The 24,231-nt window shown below is 72.6% G+C and carries 20 protein-coding genes; 5 read left to right on the forward strand and 15 right to left on the reverse strand.

Annotation, left to right across the window (positions count from 1 at the left end; genetic code table 11):
• Window positions 1–4 precede the first annotated feature (4 nt).
• The 13 genes from GBN72_RS19535 to GBN72_RS19595 all read right to left on the reverse strand — a co-directional run bounded on the left by GBN72_RS19535 (window position 5) and on the right by GBN72_RS19595 (window position 15,127).
• Window positions 5–1,663 (reverse strand): thiamine pyrophosphate-binding protein, encoded by a 1,659-nt coding sequence (locus GBN72_RS19535; RefSeq protein ID WP_151773124.1) that lies wholly within the window; start codon window positions 1,661–1,663, stop codon window positions 5–7.
• 37 nt (window positions 1,664–1,700) lie between these two features.
• Window positions 1,701–2,471 (reverse strand): SDR family oxidoreductase, encoded by a 771-nt coding sequence (locus GBN72_RS19540; RefSeq protein WP_151773125.1) that lies wholly within the window; start codon window positions 2,469–2,471, stop codon window positions 1,701–1,703.
• A gap of 66 nt (window positions 2,472–2,537) precedes the next feature.
• The gene (locus GBN72_RS19545; protein ID WP_151773126.1) at window positions 2,538–3,290 is read right to left on the reverse strand and encodes a 3-oxoacyl-ACP reductase family protein; all 753 of its coding nucleotides are present in this window, start codon (window positions 3,288–3,290) and stop codon (window positions 2,538–2,540) included.
• Window positions 3,283–3,804, reverse strand: coding sequence for a cupin domain-containing protein (locus GBN72_RS19550; protein WP_151773127.1), 522 nt, complete (start codon window positions 3,802–3,804; stop codon window positions 3,283–3,285). The genes GBN72_RS19545 and GBN72_RS19550 overlap by 8 nt, the downstream gene beginning before the upstream one ends.
• A gap of 40 nt (window positions 3,805–3,844) precedes the next feature.
• Window positions 3,845–4,651, reverse strand: coding sequence for an alpha/beta fold hydrolase (locus GBN72_RS19555; RefSeq protein WP_246212645.1), 807 nt, complete (start codon window positions 4,649–4,651; stop codon window positions 3,845–3,847).
• On the reverse strand, window positions 4,648–5,469 hold the full coding sequence (locus GBN72_RS19560) for an aspartate dehydrogenase domain-containing protein (protein ID WP_246212647.1): 822 nt from the start codon (window positions 5,467–5,469) through the stop codon (window positions 4,648–4,650). Before GBN72_RS19560 ends, GBN72_RS19555 begins: the two co-directional genes overlap by 4 nt.
• A complete protein-coding gene (locus GBN72_RS19565; protein ID WP_151773128.1) occupies window positions 5,466–6,446 on the reverse strand; it encodes a VOC family protein in 981 nt (326 codons plus the stop codon). The genes GBN72_RS19560 and GBN72_RS19565 overlap by 4 nt, the downstream gene beginning before the upstream one ends.
• 113 nt (window positions 6,447–6,559) lie before the next feature.
• Complete coding sequence (locus tag GBN72_RS19570) at window positions 6,560–8,041, reverse strand: aldehyde dehydrogenase (protein ID WP_151773129.1); 1,482 nt, start codon at window positions 8,039–8,041, stop codon at window positions 6,560–6,562.
• Window positions 8,042–8,255: 214 nt separating this feature from the next.
• Window positions 8,256–10,883: a S8 family serine peptidase gene (locus GBN72_RS19575; protein ID WP_246212685.1), complete on the reverse strand. Its 2,628-nt coding sequence runs from the start codon at window positions 10,881–10,883 to the stop codon at window positions 8,256–8,258.
• Window positions 10,884–11,045: 162 nt separating this feature from the next.
• On the reverse strand, window positions 11,046–12,011 hold the full coding sequence (locus tag GBN72_RS19580) for a helix-turn-helix domain-containing protein (RefSeq protein ID WP_151773131.1): 966 nt from the start codon (window positions 12,009–12,011) through the stop codon (window positions 11,046–11,048).
• A gap of 259 nt (window positions 12,012–12,270) precedes the next feature.
• Window positions 12,271–13,929 carry a thiamine pyrophosphate-binding protein gene (locus tag GBN72_RS19585; protein ID WP_151773132.1) on the reverse strand — a complete coding sequence of 553 codons (1,659 nt, stop codon included), beginning with the start codon at window positions 13,927–13,929 and terminating at the stop codon, window positions 12,271–12,273.
• A 155-nt stretch (window positions 13,930–14,084) separates the two neighbouring features.
• Complete coding sequence (locus GBN72_RS19590; protein ID WP_151773133.1) at window positions 14,085–14,294, reverse strand: DUF397 domain-containing protein; 210 nt, start codon at window positions 14,292–14,294, stop codon at window positions 14,085–14,087.
• A complete protein-coding gene (locus tag GBN72_RS19595) occupies window positions 14,291–15,127 on the reverse strand; it encodes a helix-turn-helix domain-containing protein (RefSeq protein ID WP_151773134.1) in 837 nt (278 codons plus the stop codon). The genes GBN72_RS19590 and GBN72_RS19595 overlap by 4 nt, the downstream gene beginning before the upstream one ends.
• Window positions 15,128–15,233: 106 nt before the next feature.
• On the opposite strand from GBN72_RS19595, the gene GBN72_RS19600 reads away from it, so the two are divergent.
• From GBN72_RS19600 to GBN72_RS34185, 5 genes are all read left to right on the forward strand, one after another.
• Window positions 15,234–15,740, forward strand: a complete 507-nt coding sequence (locus tag GBN72_RS19600) for an ATP-binding protein (protein WP_246212649.1) — start codon at window positions 15,234–15,236, stop codon at window positions 15,738–15,740.
• Window positions 15,741–15,826: 86 nt separating this feature from the next.
• On the forward strand, window positions 15,827–16,267 hold the full coding sequence (locus GBN72_RS19605; protein ID WP_151773135.1) for a VOC family protein: 441 nt from the start codon (window positions 15,827–15,829) through the stop codon (window positions 16,265–16,267).
• 26 nt (window positions 16,268–16,293) lie between these two features.
• A complete protein-coding gene (locus GBN72_RS19610; RefSeq protein WP_246212651.1) occupies window positions 16,294–17,004 on the forward strand; it encodes an SMI1/KNR4 family protein in 711 nt (236 codons plus the stop codon).
• Window positions 17,001–17,312 carry a hypothetical protein gene (locus GBN72_RS34180; RefSeq protein WP_164540734.1) on the forward strand — a complete coding sequence of 104 codons (312 nt, stop codon included), beginning with the start codon at window positions 17,001–17,003 and terminating at the stop codon, window positions 17,310–17,312. Before GBN72_RS19610 ends, GBN72_RS34180 begins: the two co-directional genes overlap by 4 nt.
• Window positions 17,313–17,387: 75 nt before the next feature.
• Window positions 17,388–18,044, forward strand: coding sequence for an SMI1/KNR4 family protein (locus GBN72_RS34185; RefSeq protein WP_164540736.1), 657 nt, complete (start codon window positions 17,388–17,390; stop codon window positions 18,042–18,044).
• A 109-nt stretch (window positions 18,045–18,153) separates the two neighbouring features.
• On the opposite strand, the gene GBN72_RS19625 is transcribed toward GBN72_RS34185, so the two are convergent.
• Together GBN72_RS19625 and GBN72_RS19630 are read right to left on the reverse strand one after the other, a co-directional pair.
• Window positions 18,154–21,768 carry a DNRLRE domain-containing protein gene (locus GBN72_RS19625; protein WP_174887167.1) on the reverse strand — a complete coding sequence of 1,205 codons (3,615 nt, stop codon included), beginning with the start codon at window positions 21,766–21,768 and terminating at the stop codon, window positions 18,154–18,156.
• An 898-nt stretch (window positions 21,769–22,666) separates the two neighbouring features.
• Window positions 22,667–24,049, reverse strand: coding sequence for a glycine--tRNA ligase (locus GBN72_RS19630; protein WP_151773137.1), 1,383 nt, complete (start codon window positions 24,047–24,049; stop codon window positions 22,667–22,669).
• Window positions 24,050–24,231 lie beyond the last annotated feature (182 nt).

Below are 24,231 nucleotides of genomic sequence, written 5' to 3' on the forward strand. Positions count from 1 at the left end.
CCTTCTACTGGTTCTGGCCGGGGATGGAGACCGGCGGGGTGAACGGGTTCTTCATCGGGCCGAGGGCGGTGAGGTCGACCTCGACCAGGGTGGGGCCGTCGCTGTCGACGGCTTCCTTGATGACGGGTCCGGCGTCGGCCTCGGAGGCGATCCGGGCGTAGGGCAGTCCGGCGGCGCGGGCCAGCAGCGCGAAGTCGGGGGTGGCGAGGTCGACGCCGGAGCGGCGGTCGAAGTGCGCGTCCTGCATGTTGCGGAGCACGCCGTAGCCGCCGTCGTTGAAGACGACCAGGGTGAGGCGGGGCCGCTCCTGGGCGAGGGTGAGGAGTTCGCCGAGGTGGACGGCGAGGCCGCCGTCGCCGGCGATGACGACGGTGGGCCGCTCGGGGTGGGCGAGGGCGGCGCCGATGCCCATGCCGAGGCCCTGGCCGATGCCGCCGCCGCGCGGGAAGACGTTGTCGCGCGGGTCGTGGATCGGCAGCAGGCGGTTGCCCCAGCTGGAGGAGGGGATGGTGACGTCGCGGGCGATCACGGCGCGGCGCGGCAGGGCGGCGGTGAGCGCGTCGAGGATCGCGGCCTGCGGGCCGATGCCGTCGCGGAGCGCGGCGCGGGCCTGCTCGCGGGCCTCGCGGACGCGTTCGCCCCAGCTGGGCTCGGTGGCCGCGCCGCGGGCGATGATCCGCTCGGTCAGGGCGGTGAGCACGGTGGCCGCGTCGCCGGTCAGGGCGTGCGTGGCGGGGTACACGCGGCCCGGCGCGGCCGGGTCGATGTCGATCTGGACGTGCGCGGCGGGGAGCTCCAGCCGGTAGTCGGCGGTCTCGTTGGAGCGGAAGTGGGTGCCGACGCTGAGCATGACGTCGGCCTCGGCGAGCAGGGCTCGGCCGGTGGGGCCGGAGGCGAAGTTCCCGACGACGCGCACATCGTCCTCGGGCACGGCTCCGCGGCCGGAGTTGGAGGTCAGCAGACCGGCCCCCAACGCGTCCAGCAGCGCGGAGAGTTCGGCCCCCGCACGGGCCACGCCTCCTCCGGCCCACACCAGCGGTCGACGCGCGCCGGCCAGCAGGGCGGCGGCGTCGAGTTCGGCGGCGGACGGCTCCGTGGCCACCGGGTTCCCGGGGGTCTCGGAGAGGGTGCCGTCCAGGGCCGCCGGGTCCTGGGGCGCGAACTGCAGGTCGATGGGCCACTCGACGCTGGCGGGGCCGCCGGGGACGGCGAGCGCGGCGGCCGCGGCCTCGCGCAGGATCCGGGCGGCGTCGGCGGCGTCGGTGACGGTCGCGGCGTACTTCGAGACCGCGGTCAGCATGCCGAGCTGGTCCTTGGTCTCGTGGATGAAGCCGCGGCCCTGGCCGAGGTACTCGCTGTCGATCTGGCCGGTGATGTGCAGCACCGAGGTGCCCGCGGAGAGGGCCTCGATCAGCGAGCCGGCGGCGTTCCCGGCGCCGGTGCCGGTGGAGGTGAGCGCGCAGCCGAGGGTGCCGCGGGCGCGGCCGTAGGCGTCGGCGGCGTTGACGGCGCTCGCCTCGTGCCGCACGGGCACGAAGCGCAGGTCGCGGTCGACGGCCTCGACCAGCGGCAGGTTGTGCACGCTGACGATGCCGAAGACGGTGTCGACGCCGAGCGCGCGGAGCGTGGCGACCAGCAGGTCGCCGCCGTTGGGCGTGGTCATGGGTGGGGCTCCTGGGGCTGGTGGGGCGCGGGGGGGCTCAGGCGGCGTGGCTGATGCCGCCGCAGACGTCGACGCTGATGCCGGTGATGTAGGAGGCGCGCGGGGAGAGCAGGCCGGTGACGGCGTAGGCGACCTCCTCGGCGCGGCCGAGGCGGCCCAGCGCGATGCCCCGGTCGGCGGCGAGGGCGGCCTGCCACTCGTCGTAGCTCCGGTCGGTCTCCGCGGCCCGGTACCGCCGCTCCCACTGGCCGGTGTCGATGAGGCCGAGGCAGACGGAGTTGACCCGGACGCCGTCGGCGGCGAGCTCCCGGGAGAGCGACTTGGAGAGGTTGAGGATGCCGGCCCGGGCGGCGCTGGTGGTGATCAGGCGGGGCGAGGGCTCCTTGGCGAGCACCGCGTTGATGTTGACGACGGCGGCCGCGTCGGAGCGCCTCAGCAGCGGCAGCGCCGCCTTGAGGGGATTGAGCACACCGTCGAACTTCAGCTCGAGCTCATCGCGCCAGTCCTCGGTGGTGCACTCGGCGAACGGCTTCATCCGGGACTGCCCGGCGTTGTTGACCAGCCCGTCCAGCCCGCCGAACCGCTCCCGCACGCCATCCACCATGCGGGTCACGGCCTCGGCGTCCCGGACGTCGCAGACGGCGGTGTGCAGCCGCTCGTGCGGGCCGATCCGCTCCAGGGCCTCGGCGCGACGGCCGCAGGTGGCGACCTGGGCACCCTCGTCGAGCAGCATCCGGACGGTGGCGAGGCCGACGCCTGAGCTGCCGCCGGTGACCAGCACCGTGCGGCCGGTGAGTCCGAGATCCATCGTGCTGTCTCCTGGAGGGGATCAGGGGGCGTGGGGGTCGGTGCACCGGGGGGCGGTGCGCCGGGGTCAGTGCATCGTGAAGCCGCCGTTGACGGCGACGGTCTGGCCGGTGAGGTAGCGGGACTCCTCGGAGAGGAGGAAGGCGATGAGTCCGGTGAGGTCGTCCGGCTGCTGGGGGCGGGAGATGGCCCGGTTGAGCCGGTAGAGCGCGTGCCGTTCCTCGGGTATCCGCTCGGAGGACTCGCTCTCGGTGAGCCCGGGGGCGACGGCGTTGACGGTGATCCCGTGGTCGCCGGTCTCGCGGGCCATCGCCCGGGTGAGGGCGATCAGTGCGCCCTTGGAGGCGATGTAGTGGGCGAGGCGCGGGGATCCGTAGAGGGCGGCGTCCGAGGCGACGTTGACGATGCGTCCGGCGCCGTTCGCGAAGATCAGCGGGAGCAGCGCCTTGGCGACCAGCCAGGGGCCGCGGGCGTTGACCGTCATGATGCGGTCGAAGTCCTCGACCTCGATCTCGTGGAAGTACCGCCCGCCCACGGCGTCCGCCAGGCCCGCGTTGTTGACCAGGCCGTACAGCGTGCCGCCCGTCAGCTCACCGACGGCGGCGGCCATCTCCGCCACCGACGCCGGATCCCCGACGTCGCAGCGGACGAAGTCGGCCGCCAGGCCCTCGCCGCGGAGTTCGGCGACCGCCTTCTCGCCCCACTCCTCGCGGAGTTCGGCGACGACGACGTGGAATCCGTCGGCGCCGGCCCGGCGGGCCGTGGCCAGTCCGAGGCCACGGCCGGCGCCGGTGACGACGACGGTGCGCCGCTCAGTCACGGGTGACGCCGTACAGCGGCGAGTACTCCGGGTAGGTCGGCACCTGCGGCTTCTGCGTGCCGATGATCACGCAGAACAGCGCGTCGGTGTCGCCCTCGTTCTTCAGCGAGCGGGTCACGCCGGCCGGGACGACGATCATGTCGCGGTAGCCGAGCGTGCGGTACTCGACCTCGTCGGCGCCGCGGTGGATGCCGACGCGGACCTGGCCCTCCAGGACGAAGAACGCCTCCTCCACGTCGTGGTGGGTGTGCGCCGGGCCCTCGCCGCCCGGGGGCAGCAGCATGTTGGAGAAGGTGAAGCCGCCGGACGGGATAATCCGGGAGTCGTCCTCGTGGTTGCCGGTGGCGCCGGAGCCGACGTAGCGGATCTGGGCGCGGCGGTACTGCGGGCCGGCCTTCTCCTGGAAGGAGAGGGTGCCCCAGTCGGGCTCGCGGGAGTCCTTGCTCGCGATGAGCTGGTCGGTGTACTTGGCGAGGTCCCCGCCGTTGTCGTACTCGGTGGTGGTGAGAGGCATGACTGCTCCTGTTCGCGGTGTTCCGTAGGGGAGGTGGTGGTCAGTCGGACTCGGGGAGCCGCGCGGCGATCCGCAGATGGGCACGGACCCAGTCGTTGAAGGCGGCGGGCTGCTCCTGGTTGGCCAGGTGGCCGGCGCCGGTCATGATCACGAAGACGCCCCGCCGCATCGCGCCGGCGATGACCTGGCTCTCCTCGATGCCGGTGATCCGGTCGTCCTCACCGCACAGCACCAGGGCGGGCGCGGTGATGCTCTCCAGCTCCCCGGTGAGGTTGGTGGCGGCCATGGACTCGGCGGCGTGGGCGTAGCCGGGCAGGCGGATGGCGTCGGCCATGATGTCGACGGCCCTGCGCACCTGCTCGGGCGTGGCCTGCGGGGAGAGCAGGCGAGGGGCGCGCTGTTCGGCGAAGGCCCGAGGGCCTGCCTCGGCGAGCTGTCCGCCGCGGGCCCGCATGGCGGCGGCCTTCTCCTGGTCGGCGCCGGAGCCCCGGGTGGAGTCGGCGATCACCAGGCTGGCGACCAGCTCCGGGTGGCGCACGGCGAGCCGCATGGCGATCACGCCGCCCCAGGAGACGCCGACCACATGGGCGCTGCCGCCGCGTTCGGCGATCAGCCGGGCCGCGGTGTCCGCGTAGTCGTCGAGGGTCAGCGGGCCTTCGGGGTCGGGGGACCTGCCGTAGCCCGGGGCGTCCCAGGCGACCACCCGGGCCACCGGGGCGAGGCCGTCGAGCTGGGCGGCGAAGGAGGCGGAGGAGGAGCCGATGCCGTGCAGGCACAGCACCAGCGGTCCGTCCTCGCCGGCCTCCTCGACGTGCACCGGCGTCCGCGTCGTCGCTGTCCGGGTCACAGGATCTGTCCCTTCCGTCCGGTGAGGGCGCCGATGCCGCGCAGCACCGCGTGCGGGACGACCTGGCTGGTGGCGGGGTTGGCGGGGTCGGGGGCGTGGTTGACCTCGAAGCGGTAGTGCCCGTGCGGGCCGGACGCCTCGACGACGTGCCGGGTCAGGGTGGCCGCCGGGTCGGCGACCACGCGGACCTCGACCTTGTCCGGGTCGCCCACCGCGAGGGCCACCGAGGCGGCCACATTGGTGGAGCGGGGGAACCTGACCGGGACCTCGCGGGCGGTGGCGCACATGACCTCCACCGGCCCGGTGGCGCCGCGCATCCGAGCCAGCAACTCCTCGTCCATCCACGGCTGTTCGAGGGTGCCCGGCAGTTTGGTCGTGGTGAGCCGGACCTCGGTCAGCTCACCGAGGCCGCGCACCGCCTGGAGCAGATCGAGGCCGCCGACCGCGCCGCCGGTGAAGTAGACCCGGCCCGGACCCGTCGCGTGCAGCTGCGCCGCGAGGGCGTCGTCGGTGAGCGCCCCGGTGGACGCCACCAGCAGGTCGGTGCCGGAGGCGAGGATGCGGACGCCCCACTCGCGGACGAAGCCCTGTCCTGCCGCCTCGACGATCAGGTCGCAGGCCTCCAGCGCCTCGGCGATCGGGCACTGCGGGGCGGCGGCGTCCGGCCGGGGCCGGTTGTCGATCACGCGGGTCAGCTCGGCCCCCGGCACCTCGCCGGCGGCCAGCGCGGTGCCGACCACCCGGCCGATGGCGCCCCAGCCGACCACGCCGATCCGCAGCGGCGGGGCCGCGGCGGCGACGGCCGCGGCGGCGCTCACGCGGTCACCCCGGGGGTCTTGTGCGCGACCTGGTCCACGACGGCGTCGACCGGCGCGCCCAGCGGCCCGGGGTCGGGCGTGCCCGCCATGTGGCAGCGGATCTCCTTGCTGGGCGGCCCTGCGGTGCCCCACAGGTCGGACAGCTCGGGCACCCGGCGCCACACCTTGGCGATCCACCGGTCCTCGACGATCTGCGCGACCTCGGAGGTGTACTCGCAGACCAGCCCGGACGGGTCGGTGAAGTAGGAGAAGGTGTTGTCGCCCGGTCCGTGGCGGCCCGGTCCCCACTTCGGGGTGATGCCGTGGTGCCGCAGCCGGCCCAGGCCCCGCATGAAGTGGTCGACGGAGTCCATCTCGTAGGCGACGTGGTTGAGGGAGGTCCACTCGGCCTGGTTGAACGCGATGCAGTGGTGGTCGGCGTTGACCCGCAGGAACGCCATCTGGTGCTCGGACCAGTCGGAGACCCGCATGCCCAGCACGTCGCAGTAGAAGGCGACGGCGGCGTCGATGTCGGTGGTGTTGAGGACGGTGTGGGTGACGCCGATCGGCACCGCCGCCTGCCGGCCGCGCTCCGGGACCGCCTCGACCAGGGCGCTGATCTCGATCAGCCGCCCCTCCGGGTCGGTGAACCGCACGCCGTACCCGCCGCCGGCCTGCTCCAGCGGGCCGGGGCCGTACACCGGGACGATGGAGCGGGCCAGCAGCCGCCGGGCCGCCTCGTCGACCTCCTCGCGGGAGCCGACGGCGAACGCGATGCGGCCGAGGCCCACCCGGTCGGCGCGGGACAGACGCAGCACGTGGTGCTCCTCGCCGGTGCCGCGCAACCAGGCGGCGTCGCGGTCGGCGTCGACCGTCTCCAGGCCCCAGACCTCGGAGTAGAAGTCGGCGGACTCGGTGAGCGTCGGGACGAAGAGCTCCACGGCGCGCAGCTTGCGCAGCCGGGCGACGGGGGGCCGCTGGAGGGCCGTCTCGGACATGCCGTCTCTCCTGATCGTCGAACGGGGCGGTACGGGTGGTGCGGGCGGTACGGGCCGGAAGGTGAAGCCAGGGGCCTGAGGCCGGGGTGAAGCCGGGGCCGGGAGGCCGTGGGCTAGGAGGCCCAGGGCAGCGGGGCGGGATCGGTGCCGAGGTAGAGCGACTTCTGCCGCTGGTAGCCGCGCAGCCAGTCGCGGCCCTTCTCGCTGCCGAGCCCGCTCTCCTTCCACCCGGTGAAGGGGGTGCTGGAGCTGAACTGCTTGTACGTGTTGATCCAGACCGTGCCGGCCTCGATCCGCTGGGCGAGGCGCCAGGCGCGGGCCAGGTCGCGGGTCCAGATGCCGCAGGCCAGCCCGTAGACGGTGGAGTTGGCCTGGCGGACCAGGTCCTCCTCGTCGTCGAACGGGAGGCAGACCAGCACCGGCCCGAAGATCTCCTCCTGGCACGTCCGGGCGTCGGCGGGCAGGCCGTCGAGCACGGTGGGCAGGTAGTACGCCCCCTCCGTGTACTGCTCGCCCTCCGGTACGGCACCGCCGCACAGCACCCGGGCGCCCTCCTCGCGGGCCAGGTCCACGTAGGCGGCGACCTGGTCGCGGTGTCTGTGGTGCACCATCGGCGCGACCTGGGTGGCCGCGTCGGTGCCCGGCCCCACCCGCAACTTCCGGGTCCGCTCCACCAGTTCGCCGACGAACTCGTCGTAGATCGCCCGCGCCACGAAGAGCCGCGAACCGGCGATGCAGGACTGGCCGCTGGACGAGAAGATCCCGTACATCACGCCCGCCAGGGCCTGTTCGACGTCGGCGTCCTCCAGGACCACGGTGGGCGACTTGCCGCCGAGTTCCAGCGAGACGGGTATCAGCTTCTCCGCCGCGGCGTGCGCCACCGTGCGGCCGGTGTTCGTCCCGCCGGTGAAGGTGACCTTGCCGACCAGCGGGTGCTTCACTATCGCGTCGCCCACCACGCTGCCACGGCCGGGCAGCACCGACACCAGCCCCTCGGGCAGCCCGCTGTCGGTGATCAGCCGGCCCAGGGCCAGCGAGGTCAGCGGCGTCCAGTCGGCGGGCTTGAGCAGCACGCCGTTGCCGGCCGCGAGAGCGGGGGCGATCTTCTGCGCGTCGGAGGCGATCGGCGAGTTCCACGGGGCGATCGCGCCGACCACGCCGATGGGCTCGTGGGTGGTGACGGTGACGTAGGCACCGCGGGAGGGGGTGAGGGCGTCCTCCGCCGTCTCCAGCAGGGCGGCCGCGTACCGGAAGGTGCCGGCGGCGCTGGCCGCGAGGGCGCGGGTCTCGGTGCGGGTCTTGCCGGTGTCGGCGGTCTGGATCGCCGAGAGCCGGTCCGCGTTCGCGTCGATCAGCTCCGCGATCCGGTGCAGGTACCGCGCCCGCAGGTGCGGGGCGAGGTCCCGCCAGGCGGGGTCCGCGGCGGCCCGGGAGGCACCCCGGGCCGCCGCGTCCACGTCCTCGGGGGAGGCGCCGTGCAGCGTGGTCAGCAGCCGGCCGGTCGCGGGGTCGACCACCTCGGTCGGCGCGCCCGATCCGGTCCGCCAGCGCCCGGCGATCAGCGCTTCGTCCGGCGGCAGAACCGTCTCGGTCATGGCTTCTCCTCCTGGGCGTCGGCCGCGCGCGACCAGGCCTTTCAGCGCCTGATCACTTGGTGCTGAAAAGCTAACCCCTTAAATATCTCGGCGCAAGGGTCCGAGGGAGTGAATCGCCCCCGCGGGGGCGCCGGACACGCCGAGGCCCGGCCGGGGGCGCACTGCCCCGGCCGGGCCTCAGGTGGTGGTCGTCAGGTCGTGGGACGACCGTGGGTCACTGGGTGAGCGACGCCTCCAGGTGGAACGGGTTGTGCAGCAGCGGGCTGGTGCGGCGGGACTCGACCACGATCTCCCACACGCCGGCCTTGGGGTTGGTGAAGGTGCGGGTGCCCGGGTCGCAGACGCTGCTGTCGGAGAAGTTGCTGTAGCAGTTGAGCGAGCCGCTGCCCGCACGCTCACCGCTGACGCCCTCGGGGGTGTAGGCCCAGAAGCGCGTGTGGCTGCCGTCGGCGAGGCCCGAGAGGTTCACGGTCAGCGACTTGGTTCCGGCGGGGACGGCCACCGTGTAGCGGACGGCCTCGTTGCGGTCGGTCGTGCCGTCGGTGGACCAGGTGGTGCCGGCGGTCAGCTCGGCCGCGGCCTCGACGACCAGCAGGGTGGCCTGCTCCAGGCCCCGGACGTCCTCGTTGTCGATGTTCAGGACGGCGCTGTGGACGCCCTGCGTGGCCGGCTTCGCGGTCACCTGGACGACCGTCGGGACGTCCTTCTCGAGGACGACGCGCCGGGGCGCCGAGAAGGTGTCGTCGTCGCCCTTGAGGCCCAGCTCGAAGGTCTGGGCGCCGTCCTTGCCGCCGGTGCGGGTCAGGGTGACGTCGTAGGTGCGGGACTCGCCGACGCCCTGGCCGCCGCTGCCGGGGGCGCAGCTGTTGAAGAGGCCGGTGCCGGTGTTCGGGGTGGCCAGCTTGCCGGAGAGCACGGTGCAGACCGGGGCGGAGACGGTGACCTGCTCACCGGTGTCGACACCCTTGGAGAGGAACTTCCACGCCTGCTCGACGTCGAAGAGGCCGTGGCCCTGGGCGACGGCGTCGACCTTGTTGTTGTAGTCGGCGGTGGTGTAGATCGCCTTGCGCAGCTCGGCCGGGGTGGCGCTGACACCGCGCTGCTTGGCGGCGGACAGCAGCAGCGCCGCCGCGCCGGTGGCCTGCGGGGCCGCCATGGAGGTGCCGTTCATGTGACCGTAGCCGCTCGGCAGGGTGTAGCCGGTCTCGGCGACCGAGGCGCTGGGCATCCAGCGGGGCGTGGTGGAGACGGCCGAGCCCGGGGCGGTGATGTCCGGCTTCAGACCGCCGTCCTCACGCGGGCCGCGCGAGGAGAACGGGAACACGCCGTCCTTGAAGTCCACCTCGGAGCCGTAGTTGGACCACCAGGTCTCACGGGTCACCGAGGCACCGACGCTGACCACCTTGTCGGCGATGTTCGGGTCGCCGACGGTGTTGGTCCCGGCGCCGGAGTTGCCCGCCGAGATGAACATCTGGACGCCGGTCTCGTCGATCAGGCGGTTGTACAGCAGCGCCTGGGCGCTCTGACCGTCGTTGAGGGCCGGGCTGGAGCCGATCGACATGTTGATGACGTCGACGCCGTACTTGGTGGCGAGGTCGATCATGCCGTCGTTGAGTGCGGCGCTGGAGCAGCCGTTCGCGTGGCAGGCCCGCATGGAGACCAGCTTGGCGCCGGGCGCCTGGCCGTCCATCCGGCCGCCGAACATGCCGTTCGCGGCGGTGATGCCGGCGACGTGGGTGCCGTGGTCGACGTCGAGCGCGTTGATGTTGACGCCGGAGAAGGTCTCGCTGAACTTCTTGAACTCGACCGTGAACGGCTGGCGTTCGTCCTGCGGGGTGGCAGGGTCGTCGGTGCCCATGTAGGCGATCTCGTGGTCGACGTTGTACGCCCTGATCAGCTCGTCGTCCGAGAAGACGTGGTCCAGGTCGGTGTCGATCCATATCGCGCCGTCCGAGGCGCGGGCGGCCACACCCAGCCGTACGCCGTTCAGCGTGGGGTCGGCGAAGCTGGTCTTCGTGAGCAGGCGCGGCGCCAGGTACAGCTCGCCCTCGGAGGCCGGGAGGGTCCAGGTGATGCCGTTCTTCTCCACGGTGGGTCCGGTCACCTTGTTGGCGGCGGAGAGCAGCGACCACGACCGGTCCATGAGCAGGTCGATGAGGTTGGTCGGGTTGGTCGCGGTCACCGTGTCGACCAGCTTGCGCTCACCGGTGGTGGTCTTCGCCAGCGCGGGGTGTGTGGGGTCGACGCCGGTGTCCATGATGCCGATGGTCACGCCCCGCCCGTCGAAGGAGGGGTTCTTCTCCTTGAAGCGGACCGATCCGGTGTCCCGGGTGGGCATGTAGGGGTTGTCGTCACCCGTCCTCGCCGACGGAACGGCGGGGAGCTTCCCCTTGGGGCCCTGGGCCTTCGTGGCCGCCCCGGCGGCGCTCTCCCCCGCGCTCGTGTCGTCCAGCTTCAGCAGCTCGTCCACGTCCGCACGCAGGACGTCGCCGAGCGCCACGGCCGCCTCGACCGCCGCGAACGGCACGTTGGCCTTGACGTAGCCGATCTCCGCGTCGGTCCGGGTGACGTCCGCGCCGAGCTCGGTGAGCGCCTGGCGGACCTCCTCCGTGCGCCCGTCCTTGACCGCCAGCATCAGCGTCACGTAGTCGGGGACCGCGCGCTCCGCCCCGGCGGGGAGGCTGCGCGCCCGGGACTGCTGCGCGTACTTGGCGACGAGCGAGCGGTCGTGGCTGCCGAGCTTGTCGGCGGCGGCCGTCGCGGCCGGGGCGGGGTCCGCCTGGGCCGGTATCGCGGTCAGCGACATGCTGCCGGCCGCGACCACCGCGGCGAGCGCCGCCATGGTTCTCACGGACGGCTTCGTACGGTGACTTCTGGGGCTGTTCATCGGCGTCCTATCCAAGAAGGCGTGTCGAACAGCGACACCGTTTCATCAGCCCAGGTGGCCGAAACAGCCCTCCCAGCTGTCGGTTTAGTGCCGTGTCGCAAAGGCGACAACGCCTGGTCAGACCCACTCCCGCCGCGCGGCCTGCCAGCCCAGCTGCACCCGGCTCTGCGCGTTGGCGAGGGCCAGCAGGCGCCGGACCCGCCGCTGGACGGTGCGCAGACTGACGTTCTGCTGGGAGGCGATGGCCTGGTCGGTGTACCCGGCGAGGAGCAGCGAGAGGAGGTACCGGTCCTCGGCGGCCAGCGGGCCCTCGGCCTCGGCCAGCGCGGTCGGCACCGGGACCGCGGACTCCCAGCACCGCTGGAAGATCCAGCCGAGGGCGTCGACCATGGCGCGGTTGCGCACCAGCAGGGCCGTGACCTCGTCCTGTCCGGACTGGTCCGGCACGACGATGGCGATCCTGTCGTCGACCAGGACGAGTTTGAGCGGCACCTCCACCGCGACGCGCATCTCCTCGCCGAGTTCGGCCCACTCCTTGAGCAGCAGCGGCGCGTCCGGGCCGTCGGTGTCCAGGAGGTCCCGCTGGTACACGACCCGGTACCGCACACCGGCCCGCAGGGCGTCCTGCTGGCCGGCGTTGTCGTCGGCGGGCACGGCGACGGCCGGCGCCCGGACCAGGCTGCGGACCTCGTGCTGCGCCTCGTGCAGCAGGTGGTTGTACCGCTCGGCGAGCGGCTCCGCGCCCTCGATCACCTCGATCGGCTCGGCGGGTTCGTACCCGGCCTCCCTGCGGTAGCGCGCCGTCAGCTCGGTGATGGCGTGCCGCGCCCGGCGCGCGTCGTCCATGCGGTGCAGCATCAGCAGGTTGAGGTTGACGTCCGGCGGAGCCGCCCGCAGACCGGACCGGCTGCCGGACAGCCGTGTCACCAGGCCCTTGGCCTCCAGCCCGGTGAGAGCGGCCTCGACATCCGGCACGCCCAGTCCGGTCCGGCCGGCGAGTTCCCGCACGTCCTTGGCGGACCGGCTGACGAGCTCGACGTACACCTGCTCCTCGGTCGGTTCGACACCGAGACCTTCCAGCATCTCTCACCCTCCGGCGCGCGACAGCGGTACGGGCGTGCCACGCAGACCCCCCGTCGTGCGGGGGTTGTCGGATGTGCGTCCGTGGCTGGTGGCTGTGCTGATCTTGGGGGCCGTCCCGGCCCCGGTCAACGGCCGTGCCGTGGAGCGAGACACCGGGACCTCGGGCCGCCCACCCGCACACGGCCCCGCGCCGTCCCGTGGCCACGGGACGGCGCGGGGCCGGACCACGGTTTCGGCGGACGTGCGGGCAAGCATGTGGTCAGTGGCCGAAGGCCTCCTTCAGCCACCACGCGCCCTCCGTGGAGGCCGTCTTGGCGTCGATGACCAGCGGACGCCCACCCGGCTCCGCCAGCCATGCCTTGAGCGGGCCGAGGTCCTCCGGTGTGCGGACGGTGAGCGCCTCGCAGCCGTATCCGCGGGCGATGGCGGCGATGTCGGTGTCGGGGAAGGTGACCGTGGACAGGTCGGGCTCCTCCGGGCCGAAGTGGTGGACCTCCGCCCCGTACATGGAGTCGTTGTAGACCACCACCAGCATCGGCAGCCCCAGCCGGACCACCGTCTCCAGCTCCGAGATGCCCATCAGGAAGCCGCCGTCGCCGCATGCCGCGACCGGCAGCCTGCCGGGCTGGGCGAGGGCCGCGCCGATCGCCGTCGACAGGCCGAGGCCCACGGACTGAAACGCCTGGGTGAAGCAGAAGCCGTAGTGGTCGGGGACGTCCAGGTACATGCTCGGGTAGCCGAGGAAGTTGCCCGAATCGACGGAGACGACCCGCTCGGCGGGCAGCAGCCTGTCCAGCTCGACGGTGAGGGTGCGCGGGTCGATGGTCCCGCCGCCGGCTCCCGACCCGGTGGACTCGTCCTGGTAGGGGACCTGCTTCCAGGAGCCCTCCGCGGCGATGCGGGCGGCGGTCGCCGGGGTGCGGTAGCCGGTCGCCCGCTCCTCGCCGAGGGCGGCGAGGGTGTCGAGGGTGTCGGCCGCCGTCTCGGCCACCGAGCCCCACAGGCCGAGGTCCACCGGCCGGACGCGGCCTATCGCGGTCCGTTCCAGGTCCACCTGGACCACGGTCGCGTCGTCGGCGATCAGCCGCCCGTGCCGCATGGTCCACATGTTGAGGGCGCAGCCCCAGCCGACGATCAGGTCGGCCCCGGCGATGAGTTCGGCGGCCAGCGGGGTGGAGAAACCGCCGGAGACGTCGATGCTCCACTCCTGGTCGTGGAAGAGGCCCCGGGCCACCGCGGAGGTGGCCAGCAGCGCCCCGGACCTCTCGGCCAGCGCGATCAGCGCCTCCCGTCCGCCGGAGGTGCGGGCGCCCCGGCCGGCGACGAAGACCGGGCGGCGGGCGGAGCGCAGCAGCCGGGCGAACGCGGCGACGTCGGCCGCGGCGGGGCGCGGCTCGCCCACCGCGGGCCGCGCCACCGCCCGGGCGCCCTCGGGCAGCGGCTCGTCCTGGACGTCGATCGGCACGTTGAGGACCACGGTGCGGCGCTCGCGCGCGCACAGTTCGTAGGCCCGCGTGACGTCGTCGAGCGCGGTGCGCGGTGAGCGCACCCGCAGCGCGACCGCGCCGAGCGCCTCGGCCATGGCCTGCTGGTCGATGAAGAAGTTGGACGTCGGCTCGGGCGCCTCGGCGGTGACCACGAGCAGCGGGGTGCGGCTCTTGGCGGCCTCCCCGATCCCGGTGAGGGCGTTGGTGTAGCCGCAGCCCTGGTGCAGGGAGAGGACGGCGACCTCGTCGCTCATCCGGGAGTAGGCGTCGGCCATCACCGAGGCGCCGCCCTCGTTGCGGGCGGCGACGAAGCGTGCGCCGGCCCGCACCAGGGCGTCGGTGAAGTGGAAGTTGCCGCTGCCGACCACGCCGAACACCGTGCGCACGCCGAGGTCGTGCAGGGTGCGGCCGATGGCTTCGCGTACCAGCATGGTCAGTTCTCTCCGATCGGGGAAGCGGTGGCCGCGGACGCGTCCCGGTCGCCGCCGACGAGGGCGAGCACTGGAGCCGAGCCGGCGGCCCGGGTCGCGAGGCCCCGCGGAACCCCGCCGTGCCGTGCGCGACGGGGCCCCGCGGAGGCGTCCGGTCAGACGGTGCGGAACGCGCCCGCCCTGACGCCCGCGACGAAGGCGGCGAAGGAGGCGGCGGGGAGCGCCAGGACCGGACCGGCCGGGTTCTTGGAGTCCCGGACCGGAACGACGCCGCGGGAGGGGACGAGGTTCACGGCGACCTCGACGCACTGGCCACCGTTGTCGCTGTAGGAGGACGTGACCCAACGAGGGGATTCGGTCGTCACGAGATGCCCTTTCGTAGCTGGCTGATCAAGGCGACGGATTCCGCCTGGGACAGCGCTTCGGCCTGTAGCTGATGGTAGGCCGTCAGCACGGGCAGCACCGAGGTGCTTTCCCGCTCCAGGTGGCCCCGTTGGGCGGACTCCGCGTAGGACATGAGCGCTCTGTCCGCAAGCGTGAGGATCGTGATCGGCAGATTGAACGGCCGCCGGTGCCCCATCGTGAACTCCGCGATCTGGAGCACCGTGTTGGGGAGCTCCGCGAAGGCCAGCAGGTGGTCGAACTGCGCGGCCATGACCGTCGGGTCACCGATGGGCCGCCGGATGCAGCTCTCGTCCAGCACCACGAACACCAGCGGCCGGGACCTCCTGTCGAGGGCGCCCTGCCGCTCGGCGACGAGGGTCACCCGCTCGTCCGCCTGCTCGGGGCTGATGGCTCCCCGCGCGACCGCGCTCTCGGCGAGCACCGTCGCGTACTCCCGCGTCTGCAACAGCCCGGGGATCACGCCGACTTCGTACAACCGGATTTCCACGGCCCGGCCCTCGTAGGCGACGAACTCGGGGAAACCCTCCAGCAGGCTCCCGTGCCGGAGTTCCCGCGAGAGCCGCTCGAACGTCTCGGCACTGTCCGTTATCCCGAAGGCCCGGTCGGCACTGCGCGAAAAGCGCAAGGTTGGAAGCTTGCGACCGGTTTCCACGGACGAGATGTGCGTGCTGGAGTACTCCATCCGCGCCGCCAGGTCCTCCTGCTTCCAGCCGCGCGCCTCGCGCACCGTCCGCAGACGTGCGCCGAAGGCCGCGGCCGGGGAGCTCTCGGGGTTCAGCTCCTTGCGGTTCAAGGGCGTGCCACCAACCTTCCGTCCCCTTTCGCAAAGTTGAGAGGGGGCCGACTCTAGGCCACGCTGGGCCACCCTGGTAGTCGCTCCGTCACGGAGAGGAGTTGCCGTGGTCGCTGACCAGAAGTCACCTCACGTGCGGGAACGTCGTGAGGAAGCCGAGTCGCCCGTCCTCCTGACCCCCCGCCGAATCAGCCGCGCGAGTGACGACGGGGCACGCTCCGTCGATCTGGTGCTCCCCCGCGAGGGACGGTCCGTCGCGCTCGCCAGACGGTTCGCCGTGGACCGCGTCCGCGAGGAGATCCCGGACCCCCCGGACGAACTCGTCGACGCCGTCCGCCTGGTCACGTCCGAACTGACCACCAACGGCATCAAGTACGGCGCACGCGACGACGACCTGATCGGCGTGACCGTGCAGGTCACCCCGGACCGGGTGCGCGTCGAGGTCCACGACCCCAACCGCCGGCGCCCCCGTCTGCGCGGTGCGGCGGACCGGAGGCGACGCAACCACGGCAACGGCCTGCACATCGTCTCCGCCCTGGCGCACGGCCGCTGGGGGGTGGGCCCGAGGCCGTTCGGCAAGTACGTGTGGGCGGAGATCCCGCGTGACCGGTGACACCGGTCACGCCCGCGCGGCGGGCGAAGGCGTGGAACTCGCCTCGAGGGGGCCGTGCGAGGCGCGGACGCGGGAAGGACCTCGGTATGACGAACTCTTCCGTGCAGATCAAGGCCGTGATCGTCGACGCGGCCGACCCGGAGCGGCTCGCCGGGTTCTGGGCCGGGGTCCTCGGCAGGCAGGTGGCGGGCCGCACCGGCCCCTACGTGTGGCTGGACCGCGAGGCCGACCTCGTCGTGGGCTTCCAGCAGACCTCCGAGCCCAGGCCGCCGGGCAAGAACCGCGTGCACCTGGACGTCTCCTGCCCCGATCCGGTCACCGAGCAGCGGCGGATCGAGGGACTGGGCGGGCGCAGGCTGCACGCGTACGACGACGGCGGCTTCCTCGTGATGGCGGATCCCGAGGGCAACGAGTTCTGCGTCATCCCGGACGGCCCCGACGGCTCCGTCGGACTCGACGAGCGGGGACGCGCGCACTACCTGGACCACCGGCCGGACCGACGAGCGGACAGGAAAGATCACCACTGACGGACCGTCGGCGATACCGTGGGCGAATGTCTGATCGACACGACGGCGGCGCCGGGCAGGTCGCGGAAGCCTGGCGGAAGGTCACCGGCTGGCTCGCCGAGCACGCTCCCCTCTCCCACGCCTCGCTCCTGCCACCCGCCACGGAGGAGGAGATCGCCGCGGCCGACTCCTGCCTGAGGGAGTACGTGGGGCACGGACTGCCCCCGGAACTCGTGGCGCTGTGGCGGCTGTGCGGCGGCGTGGAGCACGTGGGGATCGAGGCCGACGAGGAGGGCGAGGTCGGCTCCGGGAGGTTCCTGCCGGGCGGGGTGCTGTACACCCCCACCCAGGCGGTGAGCGGACGGCTCCCCCTGACCGGTGAGCGGGACCACTGGCGCGGGGCCCAGGTGGTCCCGTGGCTGACGACGGACGAGGCCGGGCCCGAGAGCGGCGAGTACGTGGGCGCGGAGGGCGTCGGCCACTGGTCGATGCCCGAAATGGAACTCCGCCGGTACCAGCCGTCGTTGGCCGCGTACCTGGAGGCGGTCCACCGCACCCTGACGGAAGGGCCGGCCGACCTGATGGGCCCGGACGTGCCCGGTGTCGTCTGGGGCTGCCTGATCTGGGACGACCCCGCGTACCCCCTCCTGGACGAGGCCCTCCCGCACTGGACCCCCGTCCACGGAACGCCCGTCCACGGAACCCCCGTCCACGGAACCGCCGTCCACGAAGCGCCCGTCCACGGGGCCCCCCGGTGAGGCGGGCGTGGGCGGCGCTGGGACGGACGCGGCGGCTGCTCGTGACCGCCGCCGCGGTGCTCGCCGTCGCCGCGGCGGTCGCCACGCAGGCGCTGAACCACAGCACGAGCGCGAATCCCGCGGACCGGCGCGGGACCGTCGAGCGGGTGGATCCGGGACCGGGCCCGTCACCGTCCTGCTCCTGGGCGCACGAGGCGGGGCCGGACGCCACGGCGGACGCCAGGCCCGGCGACGGCGAGTTCAGGGCCGTGCCCGCCGACTCCCTGTGTTCCGCCGCGGAGCCCCGCGCGCGGGGGGAGGCCGGGTGACCGGCGCCGTCCGGCTCGCCGGCACCGGGTTCGGACCACCACACCGCCCGCGCGGGGCGGGGAAGGAGAGCACGCATGGACCGGCAGGCACGGGTGGAGGCCGCGTGGCGGCGTTACGAGGACTGGCTGAGCAGGCACGCGCCGCTCTCGTACGGCCTCCTGCGCGAGCCGGCGACGCCTGAGCAGCTGGAGCGGGCCGAGCAGGCCACGGGCATCGTGATGCCGCCGGAACTCAGGGCGCTCTACCTGATCCACGACGGCGTGCGGGGCGCCGACCTGGAGGAGTTCGGCGAGCAGCCGTTCGCGCCGGAAGGCGAGGGCGATCCCTGGCACCGGAAGGCGAACGCGGTCGACTTCATGCCCAACGGCCAGGCGTGGCTTCCGCTCGACCACCTGGTCGACGCGCACGGCGGGCCGCTCGCGGATGCCACCGGCCTGGATCCCGTGTCCTGCCTGCCCGTCACCGCGAGCGCGAGGTACACGATGACGGAGGGCCTGTACCTCGACCCGGCGACGGGATCGCTGGGCACCTGGGCGGACGCCCAGGAGCCGGCGCCGGTGGGGGCGGACCTCGCCGAATGGCTGGAGGAGGGCGTCGCCGCCCTGGCCGAGGGGCGCCCCGACCGCTTCCTCGGGATGCGTCCCTACCTGTCCCCCACCGGTGACGGCCTGACCTGGTTCGACCCCGACCCGATGTACGAGCAGGACGGCTGGCGGCCCGTGACGCGCTGACCGCCGTCCCCCCGACAGGCCGGCCCCCGGACCCGTGCGGGTCCGAGGGCCGGTTCCCCTGGCGCGGTCGAAGGGTCAGGGGGTCACTTCAGGACGTCACGTCAGGGCGTCACGGGCGCTGGGCGCACGTGATCACGTCGGCGGTGGCGTCACAGTCCTGGAACCCGTCGATGTCCACCCAGTAGGTGTCCGTGTCGAGCAGCCGGAAGGTCGACGCGAACGACCCGAAGCGGGCCATCGACTGGGAGTTGACGTTCAGCGACATCGAGGACCGGCCGCAGGTCTCGTCCCAGGTCGGCGCCGCGTACCGCTCGTCGTCGTACAGCCGGTAGGTTCCGTCGGCCAGCTTCTTCTCGTAGGTCTGGACGCAGTCACGTCCCTGCGTCGCGTCCGAGACGGGCTTGGGGTTCTTGCCGCCCTCGGCCGTGGGCATGCCGGCCGACTGGTACGTCGCGTTGAAGGAGTACTCGTCGCAGGAGCGCCGGTCCTTGTTCGAGCTCGAGAGTCCCGGGTGGAGCGCCGTGTCGGCGCGGTACACCATCCGGTTCGCCGCCGCTCCGTAGCAGACCCGGTACCGGTTCGCGTTCTCGCTGCGCCCGGCCTTGTTGGCGCCCGCCGCGTTCCGGGTCTTGCTCGGCATGTACTGCAGCGGGGTCACCGGCGTCTGCCCGAAGAACTCGGGGGCCAGGCGGTTCTGGATCAGCCAGGCGTGCGCCGCGGCCGAGGGGAACTTCTTCGCGTTCATCGAGTAGCCCGGGCTGTACTCCTTGATGACGCAGCCGCCGGACCCGTACACCGTGTCGCAGCGCGCGGGGATGGCCGCCGGGGAGGTGCCGTGGTTGTCGGTCACCACCATGTTCGGGGTGTCGGTGCTGAGGATCCCCTGGATGATCTGCGGGATGTCCCGGGACAGGTCCTTGTCCTTGGCGCCGGAGGCGTTGGCCACGCTGCCGTCCCAGGTCGTCTCGGCGTTGCCCTGGGCGATGTGGGTGTCCGCGCCGGACGTCCACGTGGGGCTGCGGTCGGTCTCCCAGTCGAAGCCCGTGTCGTTGTCGGCGCAGCCGCCGTTGCCGCAGGTGGCCAGGATGCTGAACGCCAGGGCCTTGGGCGAGGCCGGCCACTGGTCCGTGATCCCGCTGGGCAGCGGCGTCATCTGGAGCCAGTGCTTGATCGTGTTGCCCTTCGGGTCGAGCTTGAACTGCCACATCAGCTCGAAGTCCTGGTAGTAGTCCTTCTTGCCGTTGTTGCCCTTGACGTTCCACGAGAACAGCAGGCACGCCTCGCTGCGGCGGATGAAGGACTTCTGGGCGGTGAGGGTGGTGTCGCACCAGGAGCTGTCGAGGAGGGGGCCGGTGTATCCGGCGGCCGCCGTCGGGGACGCGTCCCGCGTGCCCGTCCGGTCGGCGCCCTGACGCTCGCGGGCCTTCTGCGCCTTGATCGCCTCCGCCGCCCTGGCGGTGCGCTGCTTCAGCGGTGTGACGGTGATGGTGGCGTCGCCGGCCTCGGTGGTCCGCTGCTTGCCGGAGAGCAGGGCGGGGGCGTCCTGCTGGACGGCGCCCGAGCTCGTCAGGGTCTCCCAGCCGTCCCAGCCGAACGCCGGGTAGGGGTTGTTCCAGTCGGCCGGGTCGACCGCGGCCGGGTCGGGCTCGTTGAGCGTGATGTCGACCTTGTGGCTCCGGGTCGCGGGCGCCGTTCCGGCGATGAACCCGTACCCGTTGGTGGCGCCGACGTTGTCCGCGCGGTCCACGGCCTGGGTCTCGACCTGGTGCGCGCCGTCGGTGGTGGGCGTCACCGCGAACGTTCCCGACGTGCCGGTCGGTGTGGTCGCGGTGTTCACCGTCTGCCAGGTGCCGCGTCCCGGGGCCCCCGCGTCCGGGTCGGCGTCCTCGCCGTCCACCCGGTACCGGAGCCGGTTGGCGTCGGCGGCCGCGGCCGCCGTCCACGTGCCGGACTGGCCGCTGCCGCCGCCGTAGCTCCCCTCGGGGTACTGGGCGGAGGTCACCGGGGACGGCTCGTCGGGCGCGGTGGTGTCGACGACGAACTGCGTCCAGGGGGACCAGTTCAGGTTGTAGTGGGTGCCGTCGTAGGCGTTGGTGCGGAACTTGTAGGTCTTGCCGTCCTTGAGCTGGCCGGCCGGGACGGTGACGGTGACCGGCTTGCCCTGCTCACCGGCCTCGGAGACCAGCAGGCCCTCACCGGCGGGCGTGGTGATGGGCGTGTCGGTGGCGGCGTCGTACACCTGGAAGGTGCCGCTCACGGTGTCGCCGTCGGCGTCGGTGAAGGTGTCCCGCAGGGTGGGCGTGGTGGTGTTGACCGCCCACACCCCGGCATAGGACTTGAAGGGGGCGCCCGCCTGGCGGTCGGCGCCGTCCGAGGGCCGGTAGTTGTAGGTGACGGACAGCTTCGGCTGGTTCGTGGTCGCGTTGCCGGAGTTGACCCGCTTCCACGCCTTGGTGTCGTCGGTGGCCGCCCGCAGGCCCATGTGGCCGCGGGTCACCTTGGCCGACGCCCAGGACTGGACGAGGGTGTCGACGTCGGCGTTGATCCAGCCGTCGGGCTGGGTGGCGGTGCAGTCGGGGTTGCCCCGGGTCTGCGTGGAGGAGTGGTACTGCTGCTTCCAGGTGGGCTGGCTGGTCCACCGCGAGGACGTCGAGGAGGCGGTGGTGTCCCAGACGGTCCAGCTCTGGCTGGAGCAGTCGGTGTTGCCGGAGTGGAAGTTGTACAGCGCCAGGTTGGTGTCGACGATCAGCGCGTCCTGGATCGGTGTGGTGTTCCAGGTGATGAAGGAGCGCGCGGTCCGGGGCGTGCCGTCGGCGTTGGTGGTGCCGGGGTTGCCCATGTCGAGTTCGACGTCGTTGGACCAGTCGACGGTCTCGCCCTGCTGCACGTAGGTGTCGAAGGTGGCGGCCAGGGCCGAGGTGGAGGGGTCGACGGTGACCGGGTAGCGGGTCTTCGGGTCGTTCAGGAAGTCCGCGGAGGGCGTGACGACGAGGTCGATCCGGCCCTCGCCCTTGTCGACGACCTTCATGCCGACCCGGGTCCGACGGTCGTGCTTGCCGGACGTCTCGTCGACGGAGGCGTCCCACATGACCGGTGCGGGCATGGTGGCCCGCGCGACGCCCGTCGCGGCGTCGGTGAAGGTGACGGACCCGTCGTCGTTCGCCTGCGCCCTCAGGCCCTTGGCCTTGACCGGCAGCGTGTAGGAGTAGGCGCCGTCCGGCCGTTCCCGGATCTCGACGAACTGCTCGAAGCCGGTCCGGGTGGCCTCGACGACCAGGTCGGCGCCGGGCACCGCGTCGGCGTAGCGGGCGGTGGTGCCGTCGAGTTCCGGCTCGGGCAGGCCGCCCTTCCACTGGAGGGTGACGCTCTCGTCGCCGGAGCCGAGGGTGACCAGGTCCCGCGCGGTGGCCTTCTGCGCCGCGGCGAGCGAGCCGGGTGCGGCGCCGCCCTTGCCGGCCAGGCGCAGGCCGGCGGGGTGTTCCTTCGCCTTCACCGATCCGTCGGCTGCCTTGGTCAGGGTGGCGTCGACGGTGCGCCACGTGCCGCCCCGCCGGACCCGCTCGGGTCCGGGCGTCATCTCGGTGGTCAGCGTGCCGTCGGGGTTGGCGACGGTGATCGAGTCGGCGGTGGTCTCGTCGGTGGCGGTGACCTTCTCGCCGGTCCTCCTGGCCTCCAGGAGCGCCCACGCCTTCGAGCCCTCGGCGTGGGACGCGGCCCACGCCAGGTCGTCCTCGAGGATCTGCGCCTCGGACGGCTGGGTGAGCCGGGTGGAGGAGGGCGGATCGTCGGGGAGGGGGGCCGCGGCGGCCTGCCCGGTCAGTGCGATGCCGGCTTCGGCGGTCAGCACCAGCGCGGTGGCCGCGGCCAGCCGCGTGAGGCGTCTGCTGCGGTGGGGGCGTCTCGATGCGGTCGGTTGTGCGGAGGGATACACGGGTGTGCCCAGTCCTTCCTTGCCATGACCTGAACTCCAGTGCGAATGCGCACCGGTGGACGACCCTAGGAAGGAAGATCATTTGGGCTGTAGGTGCTTTCCGGACAGCCGCGGCCGGGTGAGGGCGCGGCGACCGGGCGCCGGGGCGGGCCGGGGAGGGCGGGACCGCAAACGTAAGTAGAGTCACACCCTCCGCTTGATGCGCTGCGACCGGTTCAGGCCGTCCCGGGGATCACGCTTCGTGGCCGGGCGGAGGGTGCCCCCGACGGCTGCGACGGCCGGCGGGGGCGGAGCGCGGCTTCCCCGCGGAGGTTCCGCGGAGGCGGGACACGGCCGCCGCGCGGTTCCGGATCACCCGCCGCGCGCTCACCGTGCGTGGCGGTCCCGGCGGGGGCCGCCGAACCGGCGTGGCCGATCCCGGCGGGTGTCCCCCGGCACTGGGCACGCCCGGCCGTCCGGTCGGGCTTCCTCCCGTGGCCGAAACTTTCGGGGACGACGGGCGGAGAAACGACGTGCGGCGGGCGACGGGACGGCGCGGGCGGCGGGCGGCGGGGCGGCACGGGCGGCGCACAGGGCAGGCCCCCAGCCCGCCCGGCCGGCCGGGGCACGGCACCTCGGCCTACGCGGACGGGCCCCGGTCCTCCCCTGCGGAAGGGGAGGACCGGGGCCCGGTGCGCGGGAAGGGAAGCGGTCAGCAGCCGATCAGGCGCGAGGCGAGGTAGCCCTCGATCTGGTCGAGGGAGACCCGCTCCTGCTTCATGGTGTCGCGCTCACGCACGGTCACCGCGTTGTCCTCCAGGGTGTCGAAGTCGACGGTGACGCAGAACGGCGTGCCGATCTCGTCCTGGCGGCGGTAGCGGCGGCCGATGGCGCCGGCGTCGTCGAACTCGATGTTCCAGTGCTGGCGCAGCGCCTGGGCGAGGCCCTTCGCCTTGGGCGAGAGCTCCGGGTTGCGGGAGAGCGGGAGCACGGCGACCTTGACCGGCGCGATGCGCGGGTCGAGGCGCAGCACGACGCGCTTCTCCATCTTGCCCTTGGCGTTGGGCGCCTCGTCCTCGACGTAGGCGTCGAGGAGGAAGGCCAGCAGGGTGCGGCCGACACCGGCCGCGGGCTCGATGACGTACGGGGTGTACCGCTCGTCGTTCTCCTGGTCGTAGTACTGGAGGTCCTGACCGGAGGCCTTGCCGTGGGCGTTGAGGTCGTAGTCGGTGCGGTTGGCGACACCCTCGAGCTCGCCCCACTCGCTGCCGCCGAACTGGAAGCGGTACTCGATGTCGGCGGTGCGCTTGGAGTAGTGGGAGAGCTTCTCCTGCGGGTGCTCGAACCAGCGCATGTTCTCCTCACGCAGGCCCAGGCCGGTGTACCAGTTCCAGCGCTGCTCCATCCAGTACTCCTGCCACTTCTCGTCCTCGCCCGGCTTGACGAAGAACTCCATCTCCATCTGCTCGAACTCGCGGGTGCGGAAGATGAAGTTGCCGGGCGTGATCTCGTTGCGGAAGGACTTGCCCATCTGGGCGATGCCGAACGGCGGCTTGCGGCGCGCGGCGGTCTTCACCTGGGCGAAGTTGGTGAAGATGCCCTGGGCCGTCTCGGGGCGCAGGTAGGCGACCGAACCGCTGTCCTGGGTCGGGCCGAGGTGGGTGGAGAGCATGCCGGAGAACTGCTTGGGCTCGGTGAACTGGCCCTTGACGCCGCAGTTGGGGCAGTTGATGTCGGCCAGGCCGTTCTCGGGGGCGCGGCCCTTCTTCTCCTCGTAGGCCTCCTCCAGGTGGTCGGCGCGGAAGCGCTTGTGACAGGAGGTGCACTCGGTGAGCGGGTCCGAGAAGGTGGCGACGTGACCGGAGGCGACCCAGACCTCGGGGGCGAGGATCACGGAGGAGTCGATGCCGACGACGTCCTCACGGGAGGTCACCATGTAGCGCCACCACTGGCGCTTGATGTTCTCCTTGAGCTCGACACCCAGGTGCCCGTAGTCCCAGGCGGCCTTCTGACCGCCGTAGATCTCACTGCAGGGGAATACGAAGCCACGGCGCTTGCTCAGGCTGACGATGGTGTCGATCTTGTCGGCGGCCACGGTGCTCTCTTCATTACGACGACGGGCGGCGAGCGGCCGGCCGGCGACTGCCGCACCGGCCCCTCGGAGCATTGCTTCACAGCGAATGCCTCAGGTTACCGGCGGGGACTGCCCCCCGATCAAATCGGTCCCGCCACCAGGCCGCACGAGGCTGTGCGACACACCCCATCCGGCCCCTTCGC

The organism is Streptomyces abyssomicinicus (genome assembly GCF_008974245.1).
In the GTDB taxonomy this organism is placed as follows: Bacteria; Actinomycetota; Actinomycetes; order Streptomycetales; family Streptomycetaceae; genus Streptomyces; species Streptomyces abyssomicinicus.

Excerpts from the sequence above, each read along its gene's own strand:
- GBN72_RS19540 (WP_151773125.1), bottom strand. The coding sequence starts at position 2,471 with ATGGATCTCGGACTCACCGGCCGCACGGTGCTGGTCACCGGCGGCAGC.
- GBN72_RS19575 (WP_246212685.1), bottom strand. The coding sequence starts at position 10,883 with ATGGCGGCGCTCGCCGCGGTGGTCGCGGCCGGCAGCATGTCGCTGACC.
- GBN72_RS34185 (WP_164540736.1), top strand. The coding sequence starts at position 17,388 with ATGGACCGGCAGGCACGGGTGGAGGCCGCGTGGCGGCGTTACGAGGAC.
- GBN72_RS19550 (WP_151773127.1), bottom strand. The coding sequence starts at position 3,804 with ATGCCTCTCACCACCACCGAGTACGACAACGGCGGGGACCTCGCCAAG.
- GBN72_RS19605 (WP_151773135.1), top strand. The coding sequence starts at position 15,827 with ATGACGAACTCTTCCGTGCAGATCAAGGCCGTGATCGTCGACGCGGCC.
- GBN72_RS19535 (WP_151773124.1), bottom strand. The coding sequence starts at position 1,663 with ATGACCACGCCCAACGGCGGCGACCTGCTGGTCGCCACGCTCCGCGCG.
- GBN72_RS19565 (WP_151773128.1), bottom strand. The coding sequence starts at position 6,446 with ATGTCCGAGACGGCCCTCCAGCGGCCCCCCGTCGCCCGGCTGCGCAAG.
- GBN72_RS19570 (WP_151773129.1), bottom strand. The coding sequence starts at position 8,041 with ATGACCGAGACGGTTCTGCCGCCGGACGAAGCGCTGATCGCCGGGCGC.
- GBN72_RS19585 (WP_151773132.1), bottom strand. The coding sequence starts at position 13,929 with ATGCTGGTACGCGAAGCCATCGGCCGCACCCTGCACGACCTCGGCGTG.
- GBN72_RS19610 (WP_246212651.1), top strand. The coding sequence starts at position 16,294 with ATGTCTGATCGACACGACGGCGGCGCCGGGCAGGTCGCGGAAGCCTGG.
- GBN72_RS19580 (WP_151773131.1), bottom strand. The coding sequence starts at position 12,011 with ATGCTGGAAGGTCTCGGTGTCGAACCGACCGAGGAGCAGGTGTACGTC.